This is a genomic window from Pseudotabrizicola sp. L79, from assembly GCF_036553525.1.
Classification (GTDB): Bacteria; Pseudomonadota; Alphaproteobacteria; order Rhodobacterales; family Rhodobacteraceae; genus Pseudotabrizicola.
In genome coordinates this window covers 96408-122442 of sequence record NZ_JAZHDA010000045.1, presented here as the reverse complement: position 1 = coordinate 122442, position 26035 = coordinate 96408, and the positions used below count along the sequence as shown (strand labels likewise).

Genomic DNA, 26035 nt, shown 5'->3' with positions numbered 1-26035 from the left:
CGCTACAATCGCCCGCATCGGTGTCAGATCAGCTTTGCCACGGCGCGCAGCTCGAATTTCTGGATCTTTCCGGTCGAGGTTTTCGGCAATTCGGAAAACACCACATGTTTGGGGGTCTTGAACCCGGCAAGATGGCTGCGGCAATGGGCAATCAGATCGGCCTCGGTGGCTGTGGCATTGTCCTTCAGCTCGACAAAGGCGCATGGCACCTCGCCCCATTTGTCATCGGGTTTGGCGACAACGGCGCAGAGAGAGACGGCGGGGTGTTTCATCAAGATGCCCTCAACCTCGACCGAGGACACATTCTCACCGCCCGAAATGATGATGTCCTTGGCGCGGTCGGTGATTTTCAGATAGCCGTCGGGATGCTGAAAGGCGATGTCGCCAGACCGGAACCAGCCCCCCTTGAACGCCTCTCGCGTGGCTTCGGGGTTCTTGTAATAGCCCTTCATCACCATATTGCCGCGCATCGCGATCTCGCCCAGATGGGCCCCGTCGCGGGGCACGGGCGAAAGGTGGGTGTCATGCACCTCGGCCCCTTCCAGCATGGCCATGGCCACCCCGGTGCGCGCCTTGAGGGCGGCACGGTCGTCGCCGGTGCTGTCTTCCCATTCTGGTTGCCACAGGCATTCGGTCGCCGGGCCATAGGTTTCGGTCAGCCCGTAAACCTGCGTGACGTTAAAGCCCAAGGGTTCAATCGCGGCCAGCGTGGCGGGCGGGGGTGGGGCGCCAGCGGTAAAGGCCTGCACCACATGCGAAAAGCTGCGGCGATCTGCGGGCTTGGCGTTGATGATCGTGTTCAGCACGATGGGCGCGCCGCCAAAATGCGTCACACCTTCATCTGCGATGGCATCATAGATGGCCTTGGCCGTGATGTCGCGGCAGCAGACGATGGTGCCGCCCATCATCGGGATCATCCAAGGGTGACACCAGGCGTTGCAGTGAAACAGCGGCACGATGGTCAGATAGACGGGAAACAGCGTCATCCGCCATGCGATGACATTGGCGGTGGTGGCCAGATAGGCGCCACGGTGATGCGTGACCACGCCCTTGGGCCGCCCTGTGGTGCCCGAAGTATAGTTGATGGCGATGCTTTCCCATTCATCCTGCGGTGTGATCCAGACAAAGGCCGGATCGCCTTCGCCCAGCAGTGACTCATAGGTCAGGTAATGGCCGCTGGCGTCAAAGCCGTGGTCCACCACTTCGATGATCTGGGGGGCGGGGCCTTCCATGCGGCGGATCGCCTCTTCGGCCAAGGGCAGCAGCGCCGTATCGACCAGCGCGATCTTGGCCCCGGCATGGCCAAAGATATAGGCCACGGTATCCGCATCTAGCCGGGTGTTGATCGTGTTCAGCACGGCCCCGCAGGCGGGCACGCCGAAATGCGCCTCGGCCTGGGCGGGGATGTTGGGCAGCAGCGTGGCCACCACATCACCCGGTGCAATGCCACGCCGTTGCAGGGCCGAGGCAAGGCGGGTGACGCGGGTGGCATAGTCGGCATAGGTCAGGCGGGTTGATTTCCACACCAGCGCGGTGCGCCCGGCAAAGATATCGGCGGCGCGTTTCAGATGCGACAAGGGGCTGAGGGGCACATAGTTCGCCGCGCATTTGTCCAGCCCTGTTTCATCCGCCAGCCAGCCCATTCCGATCCTCCCCAGAATTTGATCCAGTTATGTCGCTTTTCGACGCGCGTGCAAGCCAAGCCGGCGGCATGTCTGCAGAAAAGCGGAGGGACGACGATGGATCAACAGGGGGATCGCACACTGGCGGCAGCGGGGCTGCTGTGTGGCTATGCCATGGCCATCGGCTTCACCGACAATTATGTGCGCGTCATCGCCCAAGAGGCGGGGCTGTGGCAGTTTCACTTCATCCGCACCTGCATGGCGATGGTGCTGCTGGCGCTTGCGGTGCCCGTGTTGCGGTTGCGGCTGCGCCCGGTCAACCTGCGGGCGGTGATGGCGCGCAGTGCCATTCATGGTGGCGCGATGGTGATCTATTTCGGTGCCTTGGCCTTTTTGCCGGTGGCGATTGTGGCGGCAGGGCTGTTTTCGGCACCGATTTTTGTGCTGTTGCTGTCGCGGTTCTTCTATGGCCATGCGATTGGCCCGGTGCGGGTGGCGGCTGTGGCCATTGGTTTTCTGGGGGTGTTGCTGGTTCTGGGCCCCCAGGCTTTGGCGGCGGGGTCTTGGGTTGCGGTGCTGCCGGTGGCGGCGGGGGCGCTGTATGCGTTGGGGAACATCGCCACCCGCGAATGGTGCCCCGAGGAAAGCGCGGAAACCCTGCTGGCCGGGTTCTTTGTCGCCCTGGGGCTGATCGGGGCGCTTGGGATGGCGGTGCTGACGCTTTGGCCGGTGCAGGCCCCGGCGGGGGCCGATGGGTTCTTGATGCGGGGGCCGGTCTGGCCGTCGCAGACCTTTTTCTTCTGGACGTTTGTGCAGGCGGCAGGGTCGCTGATCGGGGTGGGCCTGATGATCCGAGCCTATCAGATCACCGATGCCAGCCGCGCCAGTGTGATCGAATACATCATTCTGCCTGCCTCGGCCCTGTGGTCTTACATCATCTGGGGCGAGGTGCTGGCCCCGTTGGCCTGGGTGGGCATGGCGTTGATCGTGGTGGCGGGGGCCATGATCGCCCTGCGCGCCAAGGTGCAAGAGGGGCCGCCGCCCATGGCCCCGGCCCAGTAGCGGCCCTTAATCGCCCACGGCCTGACGCCAGTGGCGGCGGCACAGGCTTTGATAGGTTTCATTGCCGCCGATCACCACTTGCTGGCCATCTTTCAGCGCGACACCGTCTGGCCCCTTGCGCACCACCATGGTGGCCTTGCGGCCGCAATGGCAGATCGTGCGCACCTCGCGCATTTCATCGGCCCAAGCCAGCAGGGCGGCGGAACCGGGAAAGAGATTGCCCTGAAAATCGACCCGCAGGCCATAGCACATGACCGGCACCCCCAGATCATCGACCGCGCGGGCCAGTTGCCAGACCTGCGCCTTGGACAGGAACTGCGCTTCGTCGATGAAGACACAAGCCACGGGGCCCGCCGCCAACTGCGCCTGTATTTTGGCAAACATGTCGTCTTCCGGGCTGAAGGTATCGGCATCCTGGCCAATGCCGATGCGGCTGCCGATGCGCCCCTTGCCCGCGCGATTGTCCAGCCGGGCGGTGATCAGATAGGGCACCATGCCGCCTTCGCGGTAGTTATGCGCGGCCTGCAACAGCGCGGTCGATTTGCCCGCGTTCATGGTCGAGAAATTGAAATACAGCTTTGCCATAGGCGGGCATTAGCCCAAGGATGGGGGTTTAGGCAAGTGAGGGGCAGGGGTTCGCCTTCCGTGGTGGCCTGATGGTGCACCAACCGGAAAACGAGGCGGGGGCCACGACGAGCCGTCAACACTCTTACACGGCGCAAAACGCCCTTACACAATTTGACGGGCCCGCCGAACGGCCTTGCGACCACCCCAACCGGGCTGATGCACGGCGGACCCCCACCCATGCCGATGCTGGGGGCACCGGCCACTCACTACGCGTTCCGGTTGCCCGGAACACCTTTATTCATGACAAAGCTTTTCCATGTGATTAATGGGAAAAGATGTAAGGAATTCCCCGGCCTGCGGGGTGAAGGAGTATGTGCGATGTCGATAGCGTCTTACTTGAAAAAGCACAGCGAAGCCCTAGTCAAGGATGTGGGCGTTGAGGCGGCCTGCCAGTTGACTGGCAAGTCAAAAGCGACGCTGGGGCGCTATTATTCGGATTCCGACGAACATGCCGACCGGTTCATGCCGATTGACGTGGTGGCCCAGCTCGAGGCGGCCTCGCGCTTTCCGCATGTCACCTCGGCCCTGGCGGATTTGAAGGGCATTACGCTGTCTTATGATGCAGAAAAGCGTAATGCCACGTCAAAGGGGGTCAATCAGGATGTGGTCGCCCTGGCACAGCGCTTTGCCATGCTGATGAGCGAGTATAACGCCGCCATTTCTGACGGCAAAATCAGCGTCAACGAAGCAAAGCGCATGCTGCACGAAACACTCGCGATTCAGCATGTGCTGCTAGAGATGAAGCTGAACCTGGAAGACGAGGTCAGCTAGGCCGGTTGGCGGGCTTGCGCCGGGGCGACTGGCCGCCGGGGCGGGGGGCCTGGACTGCGGGTTTGCCTTGGCCCGGTTTGCCCTGCGGGCGCGCGCCGGATTTGCCTTGGGGACGGCCTGCGGGCTTGGCGGCCCCCTGCGGCCGGCCATGACCGGGTTTCGCCCCACCGCCCCCATTGCGGCCACGGCCTTGGCCGGGCTTGGGGCTGGCGGCCACGATATCGGCGGCCCAAGGCGCACCACCCACCACAGGAAGTGGTTTTTTCAAAACCTTTTCAATGGCTTGCAGTTCGCCCATTTCGGCGGGTGAACAAAAGCTGATGCTGGAACCGCTGGCCCCGGCCCGCGCGGTGCGGCCGATGCGGTGGACATAATTTTCGGGCACATTGGGCATGTCATAGTTATAGACATGGCGCACGGTCGGAATGTCGATGCCGCGGGCGGCGACATCTGTGGCGACCAGAACATCAACTTCACCCGCCTTGAATTCCGACAGGATCTTGTCGCGCTGGTTCTGACTGCGATTGCCGTGAATCGCACCAACGCGGAAACCCCAGCCTGCCAGAATTTTGTTAAGTTTGTCTGAACCATGCTTGGTGCGGCAAAAGACCAGCGCCTGTTCGCCCACATGTTTCTTCAGATACTCTTCCAACTGGCGGGCCTTGTCGCCGTTGGGCAGGAAATGCACGCCTTGGGTGATGCGTTCCACCGGCTTGCCGGGGGGGGCGACCTGCACCCGAACCGGATCGCGCAGATAGGTGTCGGCCACTTCCTCGATATCCTTGGGCATCGTGGCCGAGAACAAAAGAGTCTGCCGTTTCAAGGGGATATGCTTGGCAATCCGGCGCAGCGAATGGATAAAGCCCATGTCCAGCATGTGGTCGGCTTCGTCCAGCACCAGATAGCCGCACTTTTCAAGGCTGACATCGCCGCGTTCGATCAGGTCGATCAGGCGGCCGGGGGTGGCGACCAGCACATCGGCGCCGCGTTTCAGCGCCTCGGACTGGCGGTTGAGCGATTGGCCGCCCACCACCATCAGCACTTTCAGATGGGTGCCTTTGGTAAAGATTTCGAAGTTGTCCTTGATTTGCAACGACAATTCCCGAGTGGGTGCCAGGATCAGGGCGCGGATGTTGCGCGGGCCGGGCGGGTTGGTCAGATCCAGCAGGCGGTGCAGCAAGGGCAGGCCAAAGGCCGCCGTCTTGCCGGTGCCGGTTTGCGCCAGACCCATCAGGTCGCGGCCTTTCAGGATCTGCGGGATCGCCTGTTCCTGAATGGGGGTAGGGGCCTTGAGTTCGGTTTTTTCAAGGGCTTTCAATAGCTTGGGGCTAAGCCCCAGATCTGCGAATGTGGTCATGGGTTCGTCCATAGTGTCAGGGACGACAGGCCCTCACCCCCCGGTTATCCGGGTGGCCGTGCGCGCCGTCGGCGCCCCTGCGTGATGGTGGGAACCTCTGTCCGGGCCTTTCGGTGCTCACGCGGCACGGGCGGTCGGACTGGGTGCAGATGGGCCTAAAACCCCGCAAAGTCAAGTGTCACCTTGCGTGCACCCCCTGTGCGCCCTGCGTGCAGACGCTGACTATAGCGGATTTTAACCAAATTGCGTGACTTTGGCGCAAAGGCAGGAGGCAAGGATGGATCGCAAGATGACCGCCAAGGCGCGGGAAAATTTCTTTTACATGTCCGAGGCGATGCGGCGGCTGGAATGGGATCTGCACCACACGATCGAGGCGACGAACCGCATCCCCGAGGCCTGGCATGAGATCGCGCAGCGGGCGCATCCGCAACCCACGGAACGGGTGACGATCCGGCTGGACCGCGATGTGCTGAAGTTCTTTCGCAGCATGGGGGCGGGTTATGGGCCGCGGATCAATGAGGTGTTGCGCAGCTATATGCACGCGCGGCTGGCCGGGGTGATTGGCGGCGCGGATACGGCCGAGATGTTCCGCAAAGGCGATGCGTTCGACGGTGCGCGCCCGGTTTGGGGCGAAACCGGGGTCGGGTTGGGGATGGCAGAGCCGACCGCAGAAGACGAGGCTCGCGACCGGCAAGACCGGATGCGCGCATTCATGCGGGCGCATGGGTTGGGCAAGGAAAGGGGGTAGGGAGGTCGGGCCGAAGCCCGACCTGCGTTGGTTTGGTAGGCCTTGGGGCTTTAGCCTTGGAGCGTTCTGACCCCATAGCCTTCACCCCGTGCCTTCATCGCGGCAACAGCGGCGATAGAGGCGGCGGCGGTGGTGAAATAGGGGATCTTGTCCATCAGGGCGACGCGGCGGATGTCGCGGCTGTCGTTGATCGACTGGGCGCCTTCGGTGGTGTTCATCACCAGGGCGATTTCGCCGTTTTTCAGCGCATCGACCACATTCGGGCGGCCTTCATAGACCTTGTTTACCAGTGTGGCGGCCGCGCCGTTGGCCCCCAGCCAATCGGCGGTGCCTTTGGTGGCGGTCAGCTCAAACCCCATGGCGATCAGGTCGCGGGCGGCGGCGGCCATGGCCTCGGTCTTGTCCATATCCTTGATCGAGATGAAGACGCGGCCTTCGGTGGGCAGTTGCGTGCCCGCCCCCATCTGGGCCTTGAGGAAGGCCAGCGGGAAGGAACGATCCCAGCCCATCACCTCGCCCGTCGAGCGCATTTCGGGGCCAAGCAGCGGATCGACGCCGGGGAAGCGGGCAAAGGGCAGAACGGCCTCTTTGACGCTGAACCATGGGGTGATCGGGTTGGCCAGGGTGTTGGCATCGGCCAGCGGCAGCACCGAGTCGGGGCCGACATCGGCGGCATAGGGTGCGCGTTCGGGGAAATTTGACAGCGGCTCGCCCGCCATCAGGCGTGCGGCGATGCTGGCGATGGCGCTGTCGGTGGCTTTGGCGACGAAGGGCACGGTGCGGCTGGCGCGGGGATTCACCTCTAGCACATAGATCACGCCGTCCTTGATGGCGAATTGCACGTTCATCAGGCCGACGACATGCAGCGCGCGGGCCATGACCACGGTCTGGCGCTTGAGTTCTTCGATGATCTCGGGCGAGAGCGAATGCGGCGGCAGGCAGCAGGCGGAATCGCCCGAATGCACGCCGGCCTCTTCGATATGTTCCATGATGCCGGCGACATGGACGTTCTGACCATCGCACAGCGCATCGACATCGACCTCGATCGCGCCGGCCAGATAGCTGTCCAGCAGCACGGGGTTCTTGCCCGAAACCTGCACGGCATCGCGGATATAGCGTTCAAGCTGGGCGTCATCGCGGATGATTTCCATCGCGCGGCCCCCCAGAACGAAAGAGGGGCGGATGACCAGCGGATAGCCCACCTGAGCGGCGACGGCAAACGCCTCGTCCCGTGACCGGGCGGTGCCGTTGACGGGCTGTTTCAGGCCCAGATCGTTCAGCAGTTTCTGGAAACGTTCGCGGTCTTCGGCCAGATCAATGGCATCGGGGGTGGTGCCAAGGATCGGGATGTTTTCATTGGCCAGCGCCTGCGCCAGTTTCAGCGGGGTCTGGCCGCCGAACTGCACGATCACGCCATGCAGGGTGCCGTTTTCCTGCTCGACCCGCAGGATTTCCAGCACATGTTCCAGCGTCAGCGGTTCGAAATAAAGTCGGTCTGACGTGTCATAGTCGGTGGATACGGTTTCGGGGTTGCAGTTGACCATGATGGTTTCATAGCCCTGTGCGGTCAGGGCGAAACAGGCGTGGCAGCAGCAATAGTCGAATTCGATGCCCTGACCGATGCGGTTGGGACCGCCGCCAAGGATGACGACTTTCTTGGCATTCGAGGGCCGGGCCTCGCATTCCACATCGCCCATCGCGGGGGCTTCGTAGGTGGAATACATATAGGGGGTCTGGGCCTCAAATTCGGCGGCGCAGGTGTCGATGCGCTTGAACACCGCGGTGACGCCAAGGTTGCGGCGGGCGCGGCGGACATTGTCTTCGTCGCGGCCGGTCAGTTTGGCCAGACGGGCATCGGTAAAGCCCATCATCTTCAGCTTGCGCAGGTCATCGGCATTGGTGGGCAGGCCGGTTTTGCGGATCTGTGCCTCGGTGTCGATGATTTCGCGGATGCGCGCCAGGAACCACGGGTCAAAGGCGGTGATGGCCTGAATCTCATCGTTCGAGAAGCCTTCGCGCATGGCTTGGGCGATGACGCGCAGCCGGTCGGGCGTGGCCAGGCTGAGCGCCTTGGAAATCGCGGCGCGGTCGGGGGCGCCGGGGATGTCGATCTCATCAAAGCCGGTCAGGCCGGTTTCCATGCTGGCCAAGGCCTTTTGCAGGGATTCGTGGATGGTGCGGCCAATCGCCATCGCCTCGCCCACCGATTTCATCGCGGTGGTCAGGAAGGGTTCAGAGCCGGGGAATTTTTCAAAGGCAAAGCGCGGGATCTTGGTCACGACATAGTCGATCGACGGCTCAAAGCTGGCGGGCGTGACCTTGGTGATGTCGTTATCCAGTTCGTCCAGCGTGTAGCCGACGGCCAGTTTGGCGGCGATTTTCGCAATCGGGAAACCGGTGGCCTTGGAGGCCAGGGCCGAGGAGCGCGACACGCGCGGGTTCATCTCGATCACCACCATGCGGCCGTCTTTGGGGTTGATCGCCCATTGCACGTTCGACCCGCCGGTTTCGACGCCGATTTCGCGCAGAACGGCGATCGAGCCGTTGCGCATGATCTGGTATTCCTTGTCGGTCAGGGTCAGCGCCGGGGCCACGGTGATGGAATCGCCGGTATGCACGCCCATCGGATCGACGTTTTCGATGGCGCAGACGATGATGGCGTTGTCGGCCTTGTCGCGCACCACCTCCATCTCGAATTCTTTCCAGCCCAAAAGCGATTCATCGATCAGGATCTGCGCCATCGGCGAGGCCTCGAGCCCGCTGCGGCAGATGGCTTCGTAATCGTCGCGGTTATAGGCCACGCCACCGCCGGTGCCGCCAAGGGTAAAGGCGGGGCGGATGATGGCGGGCAGGCCGACGTATTCGATGGCCTCCATACAGGCGGCGATGCCGGCCTTGATGTCATATTTGCCATTCGCCAGTTTCGGCGCGGCGATGATCGTGGCCTTGGGGTTTTCCAGACCGATGCGATCCATCGCTTCGCGGAACAATTTGCGATCTTCGGCCATTTCGATGGCCTCGCGCTTGGCGCCGATCAGTTCTACGTTGAATTTTTCCAGCACCCCCATATCGGCCAGCGCCAGCGAGGTGTTCAGGCCGGTCTGCCCGCCCATGGTGGGCAGCAGGGCATCGGGACGTTCTTTTTCGATGATCTTGGCGACCACTTCGGGGGTGATCGGTTCGATATAGGTGGCGTCGGCCAGGCCCGGATCTGTCATGATCGTGGCGGGGTTCGAGTTGACCAGAATGACCCGGTAGCCTTCTTCGCGCAGGGCCTTGCAGGCCTGAGCGCCGGAATAGTCGAATTCGCAGGCTTGCCCAATGACGATGGGCCCCGCCCCGATGATCATGATGGATTTGATATCGGTTCTTTTGGGCATGGTCGTCCCTCGCATGGCTGCACCCGCGGCTTGTGGCTGCGGGTCGTGGATTCGTCGCTTTCGCAAATTGACGGGGGTTTAAGGGGATCAACCGGGCGGCGCAACCCTTCATGGAAGGGTCGGATGCGATCTGTTCGACCGGGGGGCTGCGTGCTAGATCGGCAATCAGGCAAGGGAGTGCGGTTGGTGATCATTCTGGAGCATGGACCGGGCGGCAAGGCGGCGCTGTTTTCGCGCCCCGTTGCGGTGTTTGCGGCATGGCGCGCCGAAGAGGTGCGCCCGGCGCTGGAGGCGGCAGAGGCGGCGCGGGCGCGTGGGCTGTGGGTGGCCGGATCGGTGGGCTATGAGGCGGGCTATGCGCTGGAGCCGGCGCTGGCCGATCTGATGCCGGGGGCACAGCGTGAGCCGTTGGTGGCGCTGGCGGCCTTTGCGGCGGTGGATGACCCCGCGGCGGTTTTTGCGCAGGCGGCAGAGGCGGGGCGGGGTGCTGCGCTGGCCCCCTTGGTGCCGCAGATCAGCCGGGCCGCCTATGGCGCGGCCTTTGCGCAGGTCAAAGCCTATATCGCGGCGGGGGATTGCTATCAGATCAACCTGACCTTTCCCATGTCCTCGCATCTGTCGGGGGCCTCGGCCCTTGGGCTTTATGGGGCGCTGCGGGCGGGGCAGGCGGTGGGTTACGGCGGGTTCATCGACATTGGCGTGGGGCCGGTGGTGGTGTCGCGCAGCCCCGAGTTGTTTTTCAGAGTCGAGGGCGGTGTGATCGAAAGCCGCCCGATGAAGGGCACGGCCCCACGGTCGGATGATCCGGTGGAAGATGCGATGCTGAAGGCATCCTTGCGCGCCAGTGACAAGGTGCGGGCGGAAAACCTGATGATCGTCGATCTTTTGCGCAATGACATCGCGCGGATGAGTGCGGTGGGATCGGTCAAGGTGCCCGAGCTTTATGCTGTCGAGAGTTTTGCGACCGTGCATCAGATGAGCAGCCGGGTGCAGGGGCGCTTGCTGGAGGGGGCGGGGCTGGCGCAGGTGATGACGGCGCTGTTTCCCTGCGGGTCGGTGACCGGGGCGCCCAAGATCCGCGCCATGCAGATCATCCGCGAGGTCGAGCCGCATCCGCGCGGGGTGTATTGCGGGGCGATCGGTTGGGCCGGGCCGGATGGGGCGCAGGGCTGGAATGTGGGGATCAGGACGATCCGGCTGTTTGGCGATGAGGTCTTGCTGAATGTGGGCGGTGGGGTGGTGCATGATTCCACCGAGGCCGGAGAATGGGAGGAGGCGCTGTGGAAAGCGCGTTACGCCGAGCGTCTGCTGCGCCGGGGCTGAAGCTGATCGAGACGATGCTGTGGGATGGGCGGGCCGTGCCACGGCTGGCGCTGCATCTGGCGCGGCTGACGCAGGGGGCGGCGGCGCTGGGCTGGGCGGAACCGCTGGTGGCGGCGCGGGCGGCGCTGGCGGGGCTGGCGCCTGACGGGCCTGCGCGGTTGCGGCTGACGCTGGATGCGGCGGGGGTGGTGGCGGTCGAGGTGGGGGCCTTGCCCGCGCCGCGCGCCGAATGGCGGCTGGGGCTGGCGGCCGAGCGTCTGGACTCGGGCGATCCGTGGTTGCGGGTGAAATCGACGCGGCGCGGGGCCTATGACCGGGCGCGGGCGGCGCTGCCGGAGGGGCTGGAGGAGCTGGTCTTTGCCAATGAGCTGGGCGAGGTCTGTGACGGCACGATCACCACGCTGTTCTTTGACCGTGGGCAGGGATTGCGGACGCCGCCGCTGCGCTGTGGCCTGTTGCCCGGTGTCTTGCGGGCCGAGATGGCCTGCCCCGAGGAAGTGCTGCGGGTTGAAGATCTGCCACGGGTGCGGCTGTGGGTGGGCAATGCCCTGCGTGGCCTGATGCCGGCGGTCTGGGTGGCTTAGGTGCTTGGCAACGCCCGTGAACTGCCGCAAGGATGGCGGCCATGAAATTGATCGCGCTGACCGCTGTGGCCATGGTGGCCTTTGCCGCCAATTCCGTTCTGAACCGCATGGCGGTGGGGGCGGGGCTGATGGACCCTGTGGGCTTTGCGGTGGTGCGGCTGATGGCAGGGGCGCTGATGCTGGCGCTGGTGCTGGCCTTGCGCGGGGCGCGGGGGGGCGCGCTCTGGGCCGGATGGCATGGGCGCGGCGCGGGCGTGGCGGGGTTGCTGGTCTATCTCTTTGGCTTTTCGCTGGCCTATCTGTCGCTGGACGCGGGGGTGGGGGCGCTGATCCTGTTCGGGGCGGTGCAGGTGACGATGTTCGCCGGTGCGGTTCTGGCGCGCGAGGCGGTGCCGCGCCAGCGGTGGCTGGGGGCGGGGCTGGCCTTTCTGGGGCTGGTGGTGCTGATGGCGCCGGGCAGTGCGGCGGTGCCTTCGGTTTTGGCCGGGGGGGCGATGGCGGTGGCGGGCGTGGGCTGGGGGATTTATTCGCTGGCCGGGCGCGGGGCACGCGATGCCCTGGGGGCGACGGCGTGGAATTTCGTGCTGGCCGTGCCGGTGGCGGTTGGGGTGGCGCTGGTGCTGGGGGCCGACCATCTGGTGATCACGCCCGGCGGGCTGTGGCTGGCGGTGGTGTCGGGGGCGGTGACCTCGGGGCTGGGATATGCGCTGTGGTATGGCGTGGTGCCGCAGCTGGGGGCCGCGCGGGCCGGGGTGGCGCAGTTGACGGTGCCTCTGATTGCCGCGGCCGGGGGCGCGCTGCTGATTGGCGAGGGCGTCAGCCTGCGCTTTGCGGTGGCGGCGGTGCTGGTTCTGGGCGGAGTGGCGCTGGCCAGCCTTCAGAGCGGCTTTTTCAGGCGGTGAATGCGGTGTGACAGGCCGTTTTCGGTGCTGTCGCGCGACACGCCGGTGGGGCCAAAGCCCATGCGCGTCCAGAAGGCATGGCCGCGCGTGTTCTTTTCGAGCACCGCAAGATAAAGCGTGCGGGCGGCGCGGGCGCGGGCCAGGCCTTCGACATGGGCCAGGAAGGCCGCGCCATGGCCGCCTGACCGGGCAGAGGGCGCCAGAATCATCAGGCCCAGATAGGCATCCTGTGGTTCGGGAAAGCCAAAGGACAGTTCGGCCACGCCCGAAAGCTGCAGTCCCGCCAACGGATCATCGAGATAAAGGCCAAGCCGATGCGATTGCGCCGGATCGCAGCCCGGTGGGCCGCCGATGAAGACATCATCCACCTCTTCGGCACCGGGGGGATAGCCCTTCCACAGCAGGTAGTAATCCTGTGCCTTGGTCAGCAGGGCCGCAACATCGGCGCGGTCGGCCACCGGATCAAGCGCGCGGATCTGCATCACTGGCTGTCGCTGGCCGGGGGCATGACGTGCCGCCAATCGAAATCGCGCACGGAAATGACGCCCGAGATGATGATGCCGGCCAGAATCGCCCAGATGATGGTGGCGAACACCGTGGTGATCTTGGCTTTGCGGCCCACATGTTCATCATGCGGTGCGCCGCGCGGGGTGCCCGGCACGACGCTGCCCATGTCGCCTTGGGTTTTCAGGCGCAGGGGCAGGACGATGAAGAAGGTCATGAACCAGGTGACGGCATAAAGGACGATGGCTGCGGTGATGGTCATACTTGCTCAAGCTCCACCAGACAGCCGTTGAAATCCTTGGGGTGCAGGAACAGCACCGGTTTGCCATGGGCGCCGATCTTCGGCTCTCCGCTGCCCAGAACGCGGGCGCCCGAGGCTTGCAGATGGTCGCGGGCGGCCAGAATGTCGTCCACCTCATAGCAGATGTGATGGATGCCGCCGGCGGGGTTCTTGTCGAGAAAGCCCTTGATGGGGGAGTTTTCGCCCAGCGGATACAGCAGTTCGATCTTGGTGTTCGGCAATTCGATGAAAACGACCGTCACGCCGTGATCGGGTTCATCCTGCGGCGCGCCGACCTTTGCACCAAGGGTGTTGCGATATTGCTCGGACGCGGCGGTCAGGTCGGGAACGGCAATGGCGACGTGGTTCAGGCGGCCGATCATGGGGTTCTCCTGCTGGGTTTCGTCTGGGTTATGGGCATCCGGGCCGCGCGCGGCAAGGGGCAGGCTGCCGCAGGGGGCGGGATTAACCGGATATTAGCGGGTTTCGGGCTGTGATGGGGCAAAGCCTTGGATGCGAAAGGGGTTATGATGCCGCCAGATCCGCCTGTTGGTTCGATGCGTTCGGTGCTGGGCTTTGTGCATATGCCGCGGGGGATGGCGGCCCCTGACCGGGGGGCCTTGCCGTTGTCGGGGCTGACGGTGCTGTTGGTGGAAGACAGCCGCTTTACATCGGATGCGTTGCGCCTGTTGTGCCAGCGGTCGGGCGCGCGGATGCGGCGGGCCGAAACGCTGGTGCGGGCGCGGGCGCATCTGCGCACCTATCGGCCCGATGTGGTGATTGTTGATCTGGGCCTGCCGGATGGGCGGGGCGAGGATCTGATCAGCCAGCTTGCGGGCAAGGATTGCGTGGTGCTGGCCATGAGTGGCGACCCGATCCGGCGCGCGGCGGCGCTGCGGGCGGGGGCGGATGAATTCATGGACAAGCCGCTGCCGGGGCTGGCGGCGTTTCAACGGCTGATCCTGTCGCATCTGCCGGGCCGGTTTGCGCTGGTTTCAACCGATGGCGGGCGGGCGGTGGCCGATCCTTTGGCACTGCGCGATGATTTTCGCCACGCGGCCGAGGTGTTGGCGCAGCCCGATGCGGGCGATGGGCGGCGCTATCTGATGGGCTTTCTGGCGGGGCTGGCGCGCAGCACGGGCGATGTGGTGCTGGCCAAGGCGGCGCGCGACATGGCCGAACAGGGGGATGCGGGCCGGTTGCGGGCGGTGTTGCGCGCGCGTCTGGGCCAGGGGGATGTGATCTGAGGGCAGGGGCTAAAGCGCGGGGTCGCTGGCCTGCCGCACAAGGCGCGTCAGATCGGACAGGCGTTCTTTCTGCAGGCCTTGTGCATCGAAATTGCTGGGCGCAAGCCAGGCCGAAAACGCCTCGGTCAGGGCGGGCCATTCGCTGTCGATCACCGAAAACCACGCCGAATCGCGGTTGCGGCCCTTGACCACCATGTGATGGCGAAACACGCCTTCAAAGCTGAACCCCAGCCGTTGCGCCGCCCGGCGTGACGGCAGGTTCAGCGCGTTGCACTTCCATTCAAAGCGCCGATAGCCCGCGCCAAAGGCCCAGCCCATCATCAGGGCCATGGCCTCGGTTGCGGCGATGCTGTGTTGCAGGGCGGGCGACAGGCAGATGTGGCCCAGTTCGATCGACCCTGCCTCGGGCGTGATGCGCAAAAAGCTGGCCACGCCTTCGGCATGGCCCGTGGCCTGCGCGCGGATGGCGTAAAACATGGGGTCGGGCCGGGCCTGATGGTCCTTGACCCAGCGATGATAGGCACTGGCCGAGGAGAACGGGCCGTAGGGCATGTAATCCCACAGGCCATCATGGCCGGAAAAGGCGCGGAACAGGTCTGCCGCATGGGTGTCGGCATCCAGGGGTTCCAGCCGGCAATGCTGGCCTTGCAGAACCGCAGCCTGCGGGCGCGGCGGGGGCTGCCATGCGGGCAGCAGCTGGCCCATTCGGTTGGTGTCGCCCATGATCGCCCCCTGAAACCCTGTTGTGCCTTTGTGCCTGAACCGGGGCCAAGGGCAAGGGGCAACTGCGCCGGGCGGATCAGCGCAACAGGCCGGGGTCGGGGCTGAGCGTCAGGCCCGGAAAGACGGTGGTTTCCAGCAGGCTGCGATCCAGCCCGAACAGCCCCCGCATGGCCCAGGCCGCCCAATCGCGCACGTCAGAGGTGGGCATCAGGTCGCACCGGGCATAAAGCGCGGCTTCGTCCAGCCCCGGCCACTGGCCCAAAATGCGCCCGCCCTTCAGCGCCCCACCGGCCAGCACCATGGCGCCGCCCGTGCCGTGGTCGGTGCCCCGGCTGCCATTTTCGGCCACGGTGCGGCCAAATTCCGTCATGGCCAGCAGCAGCGTCTTGCCCCAGATCGGTGGGGCCAATTGATCGCGCAGGCGCAAGATCACCCGTTCCAGCTGTGACAGGGGCCCGCGCAGGGCGCTGGGCTGGTTGCGGTGGCTGTCCCATCCGGTCAGCGAAAAGGTGGCGATGCGGGTGTCTTGATGCAGGCGGCTGGCGGCGAAATCAACCAGACGGTCGATGCCCGCCAGCGCGCCCTTGGCCGTGGTGCCAGAGTTGGGGGCGGGGTTTGCGGTCAGCGACAGCGCATTGGCCGCGGCTTGGCGGAACAGATCATCGTCGTGGTAGATATGATCCAGCAGCAAGCGGCTTTGGGCCGAAAGATCCAGCTGCACCTCGGGCGACCATGTGGCGCTGGGGGCGGGCCCGGCCAGAATGGGCATCGCATCGCGCCCGACCGCATAGGCGGTTTGCGCCGTCAGGCCGGGCAGTGCGCGCAGCATCCGGTTCAGCCAGCCATCGCGAATGGCGGCATCGGGCAGGTCAAGGCCGGTGCCGGCCTCAAGAATATCTTGCCCATCGAAATGAGAGCGTTTGTCGCGGTAGGGGGTAGAGGTGGCCTGCACAAAGGCCAGTTCGCGTGCCTGCCACAGCGGCATCAGGGCGGCAAGCTGGGGGTGCAGGGCAAAGCCCTGACCCAGGGGCAGACCGCCATCGGCAAGGGTGGGGCGCAGGCGGGCCAGCATCGGATCAGCGGTGGGGCGGCACAGATCAAGCCCATCCATCGCCCCGCGCAGGATGACGACGACAAGGCGGTTGTCGCCCAGCACCGCGCTGCCATCAGACCCGGCCAGCGTGACGGTGGTCAGCCAGGGATGCGCTGCGGCGGAACAGGCGGCGGTGGCAAGGCCCCGCAGAAAGTGGCGGCGGTCCATTGGGCTACCTTCGGTTGAATTCGGCCGAGGCCAACACAAGACCCCGCGCCTGAGCGGTGGTTTCGGCGCGGGGCACGGCCCAGACCAGCGCCGGGCTGGCGCGGGGGCCAAGGGCGCGGGTCAGCAGCGCCTGCGGATCGGGCGTGTGGTTCCAGATCGTGGCAGCCTGCATCGCCCAGAGAATGCGCGCGGCCAGATGCGGCGGGGTGATCCAGCGGTCTGGCGCTTCGGGCCAGCCATCGGGGCCGGGGGCCTGTTGCCAGGGCTGGCCCATGGCGCGCAGCGGGTTGTGCAGCCGGCGGCGAAAGTGGCGGTCGGTCATCTGCATCACATCCAGGCCGCTGACCCCAAGGGCGCGCAGGGCGGCGACCATGAATTCAAAGGGCTGGCGCACTTTTGCCGCCTGTGGTCGCCAGGCGGCGGGGTGGTGCAGCAGGGCGCCATAGACGGCCATCAGATCGCCTTGGGTGGTCAGAAAGGCCTGCTCCAGTGCCGCGACCAGATCGGCATCGGGGCTGTCGCTGACGAAATGCACGGCCAGCTTTTGGGCGATGTGGCGGGCGGTTTGGGGATGCACGGCCAGATCGTGCAGCACGGCGCGGATGGGGGCCAGCGCGGGGCCGTCATAGCGGGTGCCCAGCACCACCTCGGCCCCCGGTTCTGCGCGGGCGGCAGAGAAATCTTGCCCCGCGGGGCCGATGATCAGGCCGGTCAGCGCCTTGGCCAATTCGCGCACATCGGTCTGGTCATAGCCTGCGCCGACGCCCAGCGTGTGCAGTTCCAGCAATTCGCGGGCAAGGTTTTCGTTCAGGCCCCGGCCCCGGCGCTGGCCTGCGCGGGAATTGGGGCCCATGCTGGCGCCCTGATCCAGATAGGCCAGCATGGCCGGGTGCAGGATGGCGGCGCTGAGCAGATCGGCAAAGCGGCCGGTCAGATGGGGGCGGATCGCCTCGTCCATCAGGGCGGCGGGAAGGGCGGCCTGATCGCGGGCGCGGGCGCGGGTGGTGAAATGGTCGGCCCAGAACAGGGCAAGCCGTTCGCGAAACCCGTCGGGCGCATCGAGGGCGCGGGCAAAGGCCCCCTTGGCCGCCCCCAGCGCCAGTGCGTTGATCGGGGCCAGCGCGGCGCGATAGGCGGCCGTGGCGGCCGGTTGCTGATCGGGCGGGGCCTGACGGCGGGCCTTTTGCGCCGCCGTGGCGGCGGCCATCAGCGGGAAGATCTGCGCCGTTGTGGGGCCGGGATGGGCCAGAAGCTGGCTGTCGGGGCCGGACAGGGCGGCCAGCATGGTCTGCGGGCTGGTCGGGGCTGCATCGGGCAGCGGCAGGCCAAAGCCAAAGCGGAAGGCAGCGATGACAGGATCTGGCATGGTCGCACCCCCCGCGTTGCCCAAAGTATGGCGGCAAGCCGTTGGTTTGTCAGATCACAATGCGCGGGCATCGGCAATCTTCCGCCCCCATGCAAGACGGGGGCGGAAGGGGCTGGATCACGCCTCTTTGGGCAGGACGCGCAGGCGCAATTCGCGCAGCTGTTCGTTCGTCGGTTCCGACGGGGCGTTCATCAGCAGATCTTCGGCGCGCTGGTTCATCGGGAACATGATGACTTCGCGGATGTTCGAGGTATCGGCCAAAAGCATGACCAGACGGTCGATGCCCGCTGCGCAGCCGCCGTGGGGGGGCGCGCCGTATTTGAATGCCTTGACCATGCCACCAAAGCGCTTGTCCACCTCGCTGTTGGGGTATCCGGCCAGTTCAAAGGCGCGATACATGATTTCGGGCTTGTGGTTGCGGATGCCGCCCGAGATCACCTCATAGCCGTTGCAGGCAAGGTCGTATTGATAGGCGTAAACCTGCAGCGGGTCGCCTTGCAGCGCCTCCATCCCGCCTTGCGGCATCGAGAAGGGGTTGTGGCTGAAGTCGATCTTGCCGTCGTCGGTTTTCTCATACATCGGGAAATCGACGATCCAGGCGAAGCGGAAACAATCCTTTTCGGTCAGCCCCAGTTCCTCGCCAATCACATTGCGGGCGCGTCCGGCGACGGCCTCGAACTGCTCGGCGCGGCCGCCCAGGAAGAAGGCGGCGTCGCCTTCGTTCAGGCCAAGCTGGGTGCGGATTGCTTCGGTGCGTTCGGGGCCGATGTTCTTGGCCAGGGGGCCTGCGGCCTCCATGCTGCCGTCTTCGGCCTTGCGCCAGAAGATATAGCCCATGCCCGGCAGGCCCTGCTGTTGGGCAAAGGCATTCATCCGGTCGCAGAACTTGCGGCTGCCGCCGGTTGGGGCGGGGATGGCGCGAATCTCGGTGCCTTCGGTTTCCAGCAGTTTGGCAAAGATGGCAAAGCCCGAGCCGCGGAAGTGGTCGGACACGTCCTGCATCTTGATCGGGTTGCGCAGATCGGGCTTGTCGCTGCCATACCATTTCAGGGCGTCGCGATAGGCGATGCGCGGCCAGTCGGCATAAACCTTGCGGCCTTTGCCGAAATGTTCAAACAGGCCCTGCAACACGGGCTGGACGGCGGCGAAGACGTCGTCCTGTGTCACAAAGCTCATCTCGACATCAAGCTGGTAGAAATCGGTGGGGCTGCGGTCGGCGCGCGGGTCTTCGTCGCGAAAGCACGGCGCAATCTGGAAATAGCGGTCAAAGCCCGCCACCTGAATCAGCTGCTTGAACTGCTGGGGGGCCTGCGGCAGGGCATAGAATTTGCCCGGATGCAGGCGCGAGGGCACCAGAAAGTCGCGCGCGCCTTCGGGGCTGGAGGCGGTGATGATCGGCGTCTGGAATTCGGTAAAGCCCTGACCCCACATCGCCTCGCGCAGCCAGCGCACCACGTTGGACCGCAGCATCATGTTCTGGTGCATGGTGTCGCGGCGCAGATCGAGGAAGCGATAGGTCAGGCGGGTTTCTTCGGGATAGTCCGCCTCGCCGAACACGGGCATCGGCAGTTCTTCGGAGGCGCCCAGCACATCCATGCCGGTGGCGTAAACTTCGATCTCGCCGGTCGGGATTTTCGGGTTCACAAGGGCGGCGTCGCGGGCCTTGACCCGGCCATCAATGCGGATGACCCATTCGGCGCGCACCTTTTCCAGCGCGGCAAAGGCCGGGCTGTCGCTGTCGGCCAGCACTTGGGTGATGCCGTAATGATCGCGCAGGTCGATGAACAACACCCCACCATGGTCGCGGACGCGATGCACCCAGCCCGAAAGGCGGATGGTTTCGCCCACATGGGCCTTGTTCAGGGCGGCGCAGGTATGGCTGCGATAGGCGTGCATCGTCTTTCCCTTTGTCGGGGCCCGTTCCGGGGCAGAATTCATCCGGCCCGATACACCCCTTGGCGCGGGCGAAGTCAAGCCGTTCTGCCCGATCAGGGGGCGAACAGGTCTTGGACGGCCTGATAATAGGTCATCTCGGGGTCAAACCGGCCGGTGCGCAGGAACAGCGCGGTCTGATCCAGCACGATCGGGTTCAGCATCAGAAAGGTATGGGTGACCGGCAGGGTCAGATGCGCGGTCATGCCCGGCATCTTGGTCGAGGCGACGGAAACCTTGCCATCATCGGGGCCGGGGATCAGGGCGGAATAGACCGGGTTCAGCGACCGGTCGCCTGCGATGATGCCCAAGGGATAGTCTGCGGGCGGCAATTGATGCGGCACTGACGCGGGATCAGTGCCCAGTTCCGCCCCGGCGGGGCCGTTGATCCAGGCAAAGGGCTCCAGCTCTTTCAGCGCATCCACCAGTTCCGACCCCTGATTGGGCGGGGCTAGCATGACCACGCGGCCAAGCTGCGCCGGGCGGTGCTGCGAGAGATAGAGGCGCACCAGAATGCCGCCCATGGAATGGGTGACAAAATGCAAGGATTCGCCCGGTTGCACCGCACAGGCCTGCTCGCCCCGGCCGACAAAGCCCGCCAGATCGGCGATCGGTTCCTCGGTTGAGGGGTAATCCTGATTGACGGTGCGAAAGCCCCGGTCGGCCAGCGTTTTGGCCATGATCGCAAGCGAGGTGTCGCTGCGGGCCAGCCCATGCAGCAGCACCACGCAATCGGCGCGGGCCGGGGCGGGCAGGCCCAGGGCCATGACGGATGCCAGCAAAAGGGCAAGCTGGCGCAGGGTGTGGGGGTGCGGGCGGATCATCGCTGCACTGTGCTGTGGACGCGCGCCGATGAAAAGAGGCGGTGGACAAATCCGCCGCTGCGTCACAGTCTGACAGGCATGAGATCCCCGATGCCCCGCCTTGCCGTTCGTGCGTTGATCATGGCCGATGACCGGTTGTTGCTGGTCAACGCCTATGCGGGCCCCCGGTCTGATCTGTGGTGCGCGCCCGGTGGCGGGGTAGAGCCGGGGACAAGCCTGACCGAAAATTTGCAACGCGAGGTGCAAGAGGAAACCGGCCTTGGCATCGAGGTGGGCTTGCCCTGTCTGGTGAATGAATTTCACGACCCAAAAACCGGATTTCATCAGGTTGAGATGTTTTTCAAGGCCGAGATCACCTTTGGTCAGGTCACGGCCGATTGGCGCGACCCCGAAGGCGTGGTGACGCGGCGGCGGTTCTTTTCGCGCGCCGAAATGGCGACGATCCGGTTCAAGCCATCCTCGCTGATCCGCGCGGCCTGGGGCGACGAGATCATCTATGATCCGCTGGAAGTGATCGTGCGCTAGGCGCGGGCCAGATCAGACATCCATCCAGATGGTCACGGGGCCATCATTGTTCAGTGACACATCCATATCGGCGCCAAAGATGCCATTGGCTGTGGGCACGCCCTCGGCCTGCATGCGGGTGGTGAAGTATTCATACAGCCTTTTGCCGTCCTCCGGGGCGGCGGCGGTGGAAAAGCCGGGGCGGTTGCCGCGCAGATCGGCGGCAAGGGTGAACTGGCTGACGATCAGGGCCGCACCGCCAATATCGCGGACCGAAAGGTTCATCTTGCCCGCGTCATCCTTGAAGATGCGCATCTTGGCGATCTTGGCGGCCAGTTGATCGGCCTTGGCGGTGTCATCGCCCTGCATGGCGCAGACCAGAATCAGCAGGCCCGGCCCGATTTCGCCGGTGATCTGCCCGTTCACCGTTACCGACGCGCGGCTGACGCGCTGCAGAACGGCCCTCACAATTCGTGCGCCCAAGGCGGGTTGGCGCCGGGGCGGCTGACGGTGACGGCGGCGGCGCGGGTGCCCAGCGACAGGGCCGCATCCAACACCTGATCGGACAGGGCCGACAATGCGTGTTTGGTCAAGACGCCTGCGTCATGCAGCGCGGCCAAGGCGCCCGCGTTAAAGGTATCGCCCGCCCCCACGGTATCGGCCACCGTGACCTTGGTGGCAGCCACAAAGCAGTCTTGCGTGGCGGTCACGGCGCGGGCCCCGCTGGCCCCTTCGGTGATGAACACCAGCTTCGGCCCGGCGGCAATGATCTTGCGCGCCAGCGTGACCACATCGCCCGGGCCTTCCATCCAGTGCAGATCTTCGTCCGACAGTTTGACGATATCGGCGCGCCCCATCATCCGTTCGATCCGCGACCGATACTCGCCCTCTTTGCCGGCGATGAAACCGGGGCGGATGTTGGGGTCGATCATGGTGACGCGCGTGGCGCATTCGCGGGCTTGCAGCGCCTCATAGGTGCTGGCGGCGGGGTCGTTCACCAGGCTGATGCCGCCAAAGAACAGTGCATCCACGTCGGGCGGCAGATCGGGCAGTTGATCCACCGACAGCATGCGCCCGGCGGTCATTTCGTCATAGAACGCATAGGTGGCCTGACCGTTCACCAATTTGACAAAGGCCACGGTTGTCGGCCTGTCGCAGCGCGCCATATATCGCGTATCGACATGTGACGCGGCCAGCGTATCGGCCAGCAGATCACCCAGCATGTCGGTCGAGACACCCGAGAAAAACGCCGAAGGGGCGCCAAGCCTGCCAAGGGCAATCGCGGTGTTGAACACCGCCCCCCCCGCATAGGGGGCAAAGGCTGCCTCACCTTGGGTTGATAGGCGTGGCAGCATGTCGATCAAGGCTTCGCCGCAGCTGAGAATCATGGTAACCCCCCTCGTCCTTGCCGTGGACTATAGCCGAAAGCGCGGTGTTAGCGCAAACAGTCAGGCCGCGAACCAGGGCGACAGGTTTGCCCGGATGCGATCAAGCGGCGTTGGCCCTGATAAATCGGGGCGGAATGTCTGGCCGGTGATCGCCTCATAGGCGTCGATATAGACATTTGCAGTCTGGGCAATCATCTCGGCCGGGATTTCGGGGATGGGGTCGTGATAGGGGTCGCAGCGCGCCACGACCCAGGACCGGATCACATCCTTGTCAAAGCTGGGCGGGCGGCTGCCTGTTTCAAAGGCGGCCTGATAGCCATCGGCCAGCCAATAGCGGCTGGAATCGGGGGTGTGGATTTCATCCGCGATGATGATCCGGCCCTGATCGTCCAGACCGAATTCATATTTGGTATCGACCAGAATCAACCCCCGCTCGGCCGCCATTTTTTGCCCCCGCGCAAACAGCGCCAAGGCATAGCCCGAAACCTCGTCCCATTGGGCGGCGGTCAAAAGGCCCTGATCCAGAATTTCGGCCGGGGTCAGCGGTTCGTCATGGCCGCCGTCAAAGGCCTTGGAGGTGGGGGTCAGAATGGCCTTGGGCAGGGCCTGGTTGTCGCGCAGGCCATCGGGCAGGCTGTGGCCATACATCTGCCGCGCGCCGTTCTTGTATTGCGTCAGGATCGAGGTCGATGTGCTGCCCGCCAGATAGCCGCGCACGACGATTTCGACCGGAAGGATATCAACCTTTTTGCCGATCACCACGTTGGGATCAGGATAGGCGACCACATGGTTTGGCACGATATCGGCGGTCTGGTCGAACCAGAAGCGCGCGGTTTGTGTCAGCACCTGGCCCTTGAACGGGATGGCCGCCAGAATGCGGTCAAAGGCGCTGATGCGGTCGGACGACACCAGAATACGGGTGCCGCCGGGGTGCTGGTCGGTGGCGGGCAGGTCATAGCAATCGCGGACCTTGCCGAAATAGGGGTTCGGCAGTTCCGGGATGCGGGCGTGGGGCAATACGCGGGACAGGTCGAGCTGACGGGTCATTCTGGCCTCCGGTCGGGTGCGGGGGCTATCGCGCCTTGGCTGGGCCAAGTCAACGAAAAAGGCCCGTCAGCGCCGCAGAAGCTGCAAAAGCGCCAGGCTGGGCTCGCCCGTCACGGGCAGGCCACGGGCGCGCTGAAACGCCTCGATAGCGGCGCGGGTCTTGCCCCCGATCACGCCATCGGCGCCTTCGGTGTCAAAGCCTGCGGCGGTCAGGCGGCGCTGCAACTCTTGCCGGTCGGCCAGTGTCAGCCCCTGGGCATCGGGGGGAAAGCTGCCTTTGATCGGCCCGCCGCCACGCAGCCGGTCAGACAGATGGCCAACGCCGATGACATAGTTGACCGCGTTGTTATAGCGGGCGATGGCATTGAAATTGTTGAAGATCAGAAAGGCCGGGCCATTGGCCCCTTGCGGCAGCAGGATCGAGCCCGCGCCATGGTTGGGCAGGCGGCCACCATCGGCTGTGGTGACGCCAAGGCCAGACCAGGCATCCACCGATTTGCCCTTGCCGCGCCCTGCAAGGCCGGTGTTGAACCCCGAGGGAAGCCGCACCTCGATGCCCCAGGGCTGGCCCTTGCGCCAGCCCGAGCGCGACAGATAGGCCGCTGTCGAGGCAAGCGCATCGGTCGGGTCGTCTGACCAGATGTCGCGGCGGCCGTCGCCGGTGAAATCAACCGCAAATTCCAGATAGCTGGTGGGGATGAACTGGGTATGGCCCATCGCCCCCGCCCAACTGCCCGTCATCGTGCGGGGGGCGGTGTCGCCATTGGCCAGAATGCGCAGGGCCGCGATCAACTGGCTTTCGAAAAACGCGCCGCGCCGCCCTTCATAGGCCAGGGTGGACAGGGCCGAGATCACGTTGATATCGCCGCGCCGTTCGCCATACTGGCTTTCAAGCCCCCAGACGGCGGTCACCACTTCGGCCTCAACCCCATAGCGGGCCTCGATGGCGCGCAGGGTGCCGTTGTGGCGGGCCAGGGCCGCGCGCCCCTTGGAGACCCGCTCGGGGCTGGCCGCGATGGCCAGATAATCTTCCAGCGTGCGGGTGAATTCGGTCTGGTTGCGGTCCCTCTCGATCACGCCGGGAAGAAAGCCTGCGCCGCGAAAGGCGGCATCCAGCGTGCTGCCCGAAATGCCGCGCGCCGCCGCGCGGGCGCGAAAGCCCTGCACCCAGGCGTCATAGCCTGCATCGGGCACCGGCGACATGCCGGGGCCGGGGCCCGAGGACAGCACAGGCCCGCCCCCACCGCCCCCGCCGACACAGCCGGGCAAGGCAAGCGCGATCAGCCCAAGGCCAAAGGAACGTCGGGTGATGGGCATCTTGAGGCTCCTGCTGCGGCGGCGATTGTTTCGGTATGCTAAACGATTGTTTCCCCATCCGAAAGGTCGGGTGGGGAAAACGGCCTAGCTGTTCTGACTGATATAGAACACCGCCGCGCCAATCGCAGCGGCCAACAGCACGGCAAAGGCGATCTTCCATGCACTATAGGGACGCTCGCCCTGCACCTTGCCGGTCTGGCCGTTGACCACAAAGCGATAGGTCTTGCCGTTGTATTTATAGGCGGCCATCCAGATCGGCAGCAGGATGTGTTTGAAGGTTTCGGCGGAATAGGCGGTGTCGATCCGATCAACCCTTTGTTCATCGCCGCCGATGTCGGCCCGCACATCGCGGTTGATCTGGGCGGCCATGATCTGGCGCGCGATCACCTGCCCGTCGGACAGGCTGACGGTATAGCCCTCGGCGGTGAAGCCCGCCAGATAATCGGCCGAATAGGGGCGCAAAGCCCCCAGATCCCACGGGGCCAGCGCATCGGTATAGCGGCGGGGCAGCGATTGGCTGGCCAGCACCAGCAGGTCATCGAACCGCCGGCTGACCCAGCCTGCCGCCGCATGCCAGCGCGTCTTGCGCACCCGTTCTTGCCGCCGTTCGTTGCGGCCATTGACCTGCACGGTGACCATGCGGGTTTCGTAATAATACTCGCCCCGCGCCCCGGCATAGCGGCTGCGCGTGGCGGCATCAAAGGTCCAATAGGGCACATACAGGCCCGACAAGGCCCGCCCCTTGCGGGCGTATTCGACCAAGCCCCCCGGGGCAAACCACAGATTGCCCAGCCAGTTCACCATCGCCTCGCGCCCCTGGCGTTCGTCAATGGCAAAGGGCAGTACGGCCTGCGGTTTGATCTTGCGCTCGGTCCCGGTGCCGATGGCCACGGGGGTGGCGCAAAAGGGGCATTCGGTGGCATGGGTCGCGCCCTGGAATTCGACCTGCGCGCCGCAATTGGGGCAGGGGGTGATGCGCACCTGCTCCATGTCATTGGGGGCAAGGCCATCTTGCAGCGCATCGGCCAGATCCAGTTCGCGCAACGCGCTTTGCCGGGCGGGCGGGGCATCGGGCAGGGGCTGAACATGGCCGCAATGGTCACATTTCAGCGCCGTGTCACCGGGGGAAAAGCGCAGATCGGCGCCGCATTGCGCGCAGGGCCAGCGGTGGTCTTCGGCTGCCATGGGGGCTCTCTTGTTGCCGTGGTCAGGGGGGGCGGGGGCTGCTGGCCCCCAGAGCGATCAGATACCCAGTGCGATCAGATA

The 26035-nt window shown here is 64.9% G+C and carries 25 protein-coding genes; 8 read left to right on the top strand and 17 right to left on the bottom strand.

All coding sequences use genetic code 11. The annotated features are described in order from the left end of the window. Positions 1–23 precede the first annotated feature (23 nt). Positions 24–1643, bottom strand: coding sequence for an AMP-binding protein (locus V3C85_RS06490; protein WP_331794279.1), 1620 nt, complete (start codon positions 1641–1643; stop codon positions 24–26). A 96-nt stretch (positions 1644–1739) separates the two neighbouring features. On the opposite strand from V3C85_RS06490, the gene V3C85_RS06485 reads away from it, so the two are divergent. Then, positions 1740–2684 carry a DMT family transporter gene (locus tag V3C85_RS06485; RefSeq protein ID WP_331794278.1) on the top strand — a complete coding sequence of 315 codons (945 nt, stop codon included), beginning with the start codon at positions 1740–1742 and terminating at the stop codon, positions 2682–2684. 6 nt (positions 2685–2690) lie between these two features. Here the strand turns inward: V3C85_RS06485 and V3C85_RS06480 are convergent, their stop codons facing one another. Further along, the gene (locus V3C85_RS06480) at positions 2691–3269 is read right to left on the bottom strand and encodes a thymidine kinase (protein ID WP_331794277.1); all 579 of its coding nucleotides are present in this window, start codon (positions 3267–3269) and stop codon (positions 2691–2693) included. A gap of 360 nt (positions 3270–3629) precedes the next feature. On the opposite strand from V3C85_RS06480, the gene V3C85_RS06475 reads away from it, so the two are divergent. Next, the gene (locus tag V3C85_RS06475) at positions 3630–4082 is read left to right on the top strand and encodes a hypothetical protein (protein ID WP_331794276.1); all 453 of its coding nucleotides are present in this window, start codon (positions 3630–3632) and stop codon (positions 4080–4082) included. Here V3C85_RS06475 and V3C85_RS06470 read toward each other — a convergent pair. Continuing rightward, a complete protein-coding gene (locus V3C85_RS06470) occupies positions 4075–5439 on the bottom strand; it encodes a DEAD/DEAH box helicase (RefSeq protein WP_331794275.1) in 1365 nt (454 codons plus the stop codon). The genes V3C85_RS06475 and V3C85_RS06470 overlap by 8 nt on opposite strands. A gap of 277 nt (positions 5440–5716) precedes the next feature. On the opposite strand from V3C85_RS06470, the gene V3C85_RS06465 reads away from it, so the two are divergent. Beyond that, positions 5717–6187 (top strand): BrnA antitoxin family protein, encoded by a 471-nt coding sequence (locus V3C85_RS06465; RefSeq protein ID WP_331794274.1) that lies wholly within the window; start codon positions 5717–5719, stop codon positions 6185–6187. Positions 6188–6237: 50 nt separating this feature from the next. On the opposite strand, the gene carB is transcribed toward V3C85_RS06465, so the two are convergent. Beyond that, the gene (carB, locus tag V3C85_RS06460) at positions 6238–9567 is read right to left on the bottom strand and encodes a carbamoyl-phosphate synthase large subunit (protein WP_331794273.1); all 3330 of its coding nucleotides are present in this window, start codon (positions 9565–9567) and stop codon (positions 6238–6240) included. Positions 9568–9753: 186 nt separating this feature from the next. Here carB and V3C85_RS06455 point away from each other — a divergent pair, with 186 nt between their 5' ends. Genes V3C85_RS06455 through V3C85_RS06445 form a run of 3 tightly spaced genes read left to right on the top strand, consistent with a single transcriptional unit; the run spans position 9754 to position 12376 of the window. Further along, complete coding sequence (locus V3C85_RS06455) at positions 9754–10890, top strand: aminodeoxychorismate synthase component I (RefSeq protein WP_445941992.1); 1137 nt, start codon at positions 9754–9756, stop codon at positions 10888–10890. Continuing rightward, the gene (locus tag V3C85_RS06450; RefSeq protein WP_331794271.1) at positions 10848–11474 is read left to right on the top strand and encodes an aminotransferase class IV; all 627 of its coding nucleotides are present in this window, start codon (positions 10848–10850) and stop codon (positions 11472–11474) included. Before V3C85_RS06455 ends, V3C85_RS06450 begins: the two co-directional genes overlap by 43 nt. A gap of 41 nt (positions 11475–11515) precedes the next feature. Next, positions 11516–12376 carry a DMT family transporter gene (locus V3C85_RS06445; protein ID WP_331794270.1) on the top strand — a complete coding sequence of 287 codons (861 nt, stop codon included), beginning with the start codon at positions 11516–11518 and terminating at the stop codon, positions 12374–12376. On the opposite strand, the gene V3C85_RS06440 is transcribed toward V3C85_RS06445, so the two are convergent. From V3C85_RS06440 to mce, 3 genes are read right to left on the bottom strand one after another with little or no spacing between them, the layout of a single operon-like run. Continuing rightward, positions 12352–12858, bottom strand: coding sequence for a GNAT family N-acetyltransferase (locus V3C85_RS06440; RefSeq protein WP_331794269.1), 507 nt, complete (start codon positions 12856–12858; stop codon positions 12352–12354). The two genes, V3C85_RS06445 and V3C85_RS06440, sit on opposite strands and share 25 nt — an antisense overlap. Continuing rightward, complete coding sequence (locus V3C85_RS06435) at positions 12858–13142, bottom strand: DUF1467 family protein (protein ID WP_331794268.1); 285 nt, start codon at positions 13140–13142, stop codon at positions 12858–12860. The genes V3C85_RS06440 and V3C85_RS06435 overlap by 1 nt, the downstream gene beginning before the upstream one ends. Beyond that, complete coding sequence (gene mce / locus V3C85_RS06430; protein ID WP_331794267.1) at positions 13139–13543, bottom strand: methylmalonyl-CoA epimerase; 405 nt, start codon at positions 13541–13543, stop codon at positions 13139–13141. The genes V3C85_RS06435 and mce overlap by 4 nt, the downstream gene beginning before the upstream one ends. Positions 13544–13690: 147 nt before the next feature. Between mce and V3C85_RS06425 the strand changes: the two genes are divergently transcribed. Continuing rightward, complete coding sequence (locus V3C85_RS06425; RefSeq protein WP_331794266.1) at positions 13691–14407, top strand: response regulator; 717 nt, start codon at positions 13691–13693, stop codon at positions 14405–14407. A 9-nt stretch (positions 14408–14416) separates the two neighbouring features. Here V3C85_RS06425 and V3C85_RS06420 read toward each other — a convergent pair whose 3' ends face one another. From V3C85_RS06420 to V3C85_RS06400, 5 genes are all read right to left on the bottom strand, one after another. Further along, positions 14417–15130, bottom strand: a complete 714-nt coding sequence (locus V3C85_RS06420) for a GNAT family N-acetyltransferase (RefSeq protein WP_331794265.1) — start codon at positions 15128–15130, stop codon at positions 14417–14419. 76 nt (positions 15131–15206) lie between these two features. Next, on the bottom strand, positions 15207–16391 hold the full coding sequence (locus tag V3C85_RS06415) for a DUF1501 domain-containing protein (RefSeq protein WP_331794264.1): 1185 nt from the start codon (positions 16389–16391) through the stop codon (positions 15207–15209). Between the two features lie 4 nt (positions 16392–16395). Further along, a complete protein-coding gene (locus tag V3C85_RS06410; RefSeq protein ID WP_331794263.1) occupies positions 16396–17757 on the bottom strand; it encodes a DUF1800 domain-containing protein in 1362 nt (453 codons plus the stop codon). Positions 17758–17874: 117 nt separating this feature from the next. Next, a complete protein-coding gene (gene aspS / locus V3C85_RS06405; RefSeq protein ID WP_331794615.1) occupies positions 17875–19653 on the bottom strand; it encodes an aspartate--tRNA ligase in 1779 nt (592 codons plus the stop codon). Between the two features lie 92 nt (positions 19654–19745). After that, entirely contained in the window at positions 19746–20513 is a 768-nt protein-coding gene (locus V3C85_RS06400) for an esterase/lipase family protein (protein ID WP_331794262.1), read from the bottom strand. A 78-nt stretch (positions 20514–20591) separates the two neighbouring features. Between V3C85_RS06400 and V3C85_RS06395 the strand changes: the two genes are divergently transcribed. Further along, the gene (locus V3C85_RS06395) at positions 20592–21038 is read left to right on the top strand and encodes an NUDIX domain-containing protein (protein WP_331794261.1); all 447 of its coding nucleotides are present in this window, start codon (positions 20592–20594) and stop codon (positions 21036–21038) included. A 12-nt stretch (positions 21039–21050) separates the two neighbouring features. Here V3C85_RS06395 and dtd read toward each other — a convergent pair whose 3' ends face one another. The 5 genes from dtd to V3C85_RS06370 form a co-directional block, all read right to left on the bottom strand. Continuing rightward, positions 21051–21485, bottom strand: coding sequence for a D-aminoacyl-tRNA deacylase (dtd, locus tag V3C85_RS06390; RefSeq protein WP_331794260.1), 435 nt, complete (start codon positions 21483–21485; stop codon positions 21051–21053). Beyond that, positions 21482–22405 (bottom strand): carbohydrate kinase family protein, encoded by a 924-nt coding sequence (locus tag V3C85_RS06385; RefSeq protein ID WP_331794259.1) that lies wholly within the window; start codon positions 22403–22405, stop codon positions 21482–21484. Before V3C85_RS06385 ends, dtd begins: the two co-directional genes overlap by 4 nt. A gap of 60 nt (positions 22406–22465) precedes the next feature. Beyond that, the gene (locus V3C85_RS06380) at positions 22466–23452 is read right to left on the bottom strand and encodes a phosphoribosylaminoimidazolesuccinocarboxamide synthase (protein WP_331794258.1); all 987 of its coding nucleotides are present in this window, start codon (positions 23450–23452) and stop codon (positions 22466–22468) included. Positions 23453–23518: 66 nt separating this feature from the next. Next, on the bottom strand, positions 23519–24769 hold the full coding sequence (locus V3C85_RS06375) for a lytic murein transglycosylase (protein WP_331794257.1): 1251 nt from the start codon (positions 24767–24769) through the stop codon (positions 23519–23521). An 84-nt stretch (positions 24770–24853) separates the two neighbouring features. Further along, entirely contained in the window at positions 24854–25954 is a 1101-nt protein-coding gene (locus V3C85_RS06370) for a primosomal protein N' (replication factor Y) - superfamily II helicase (protein WP_331794256.1), read from the bottom strand. Positions 25955–26035: the final 81 nt, after the last annotated feature.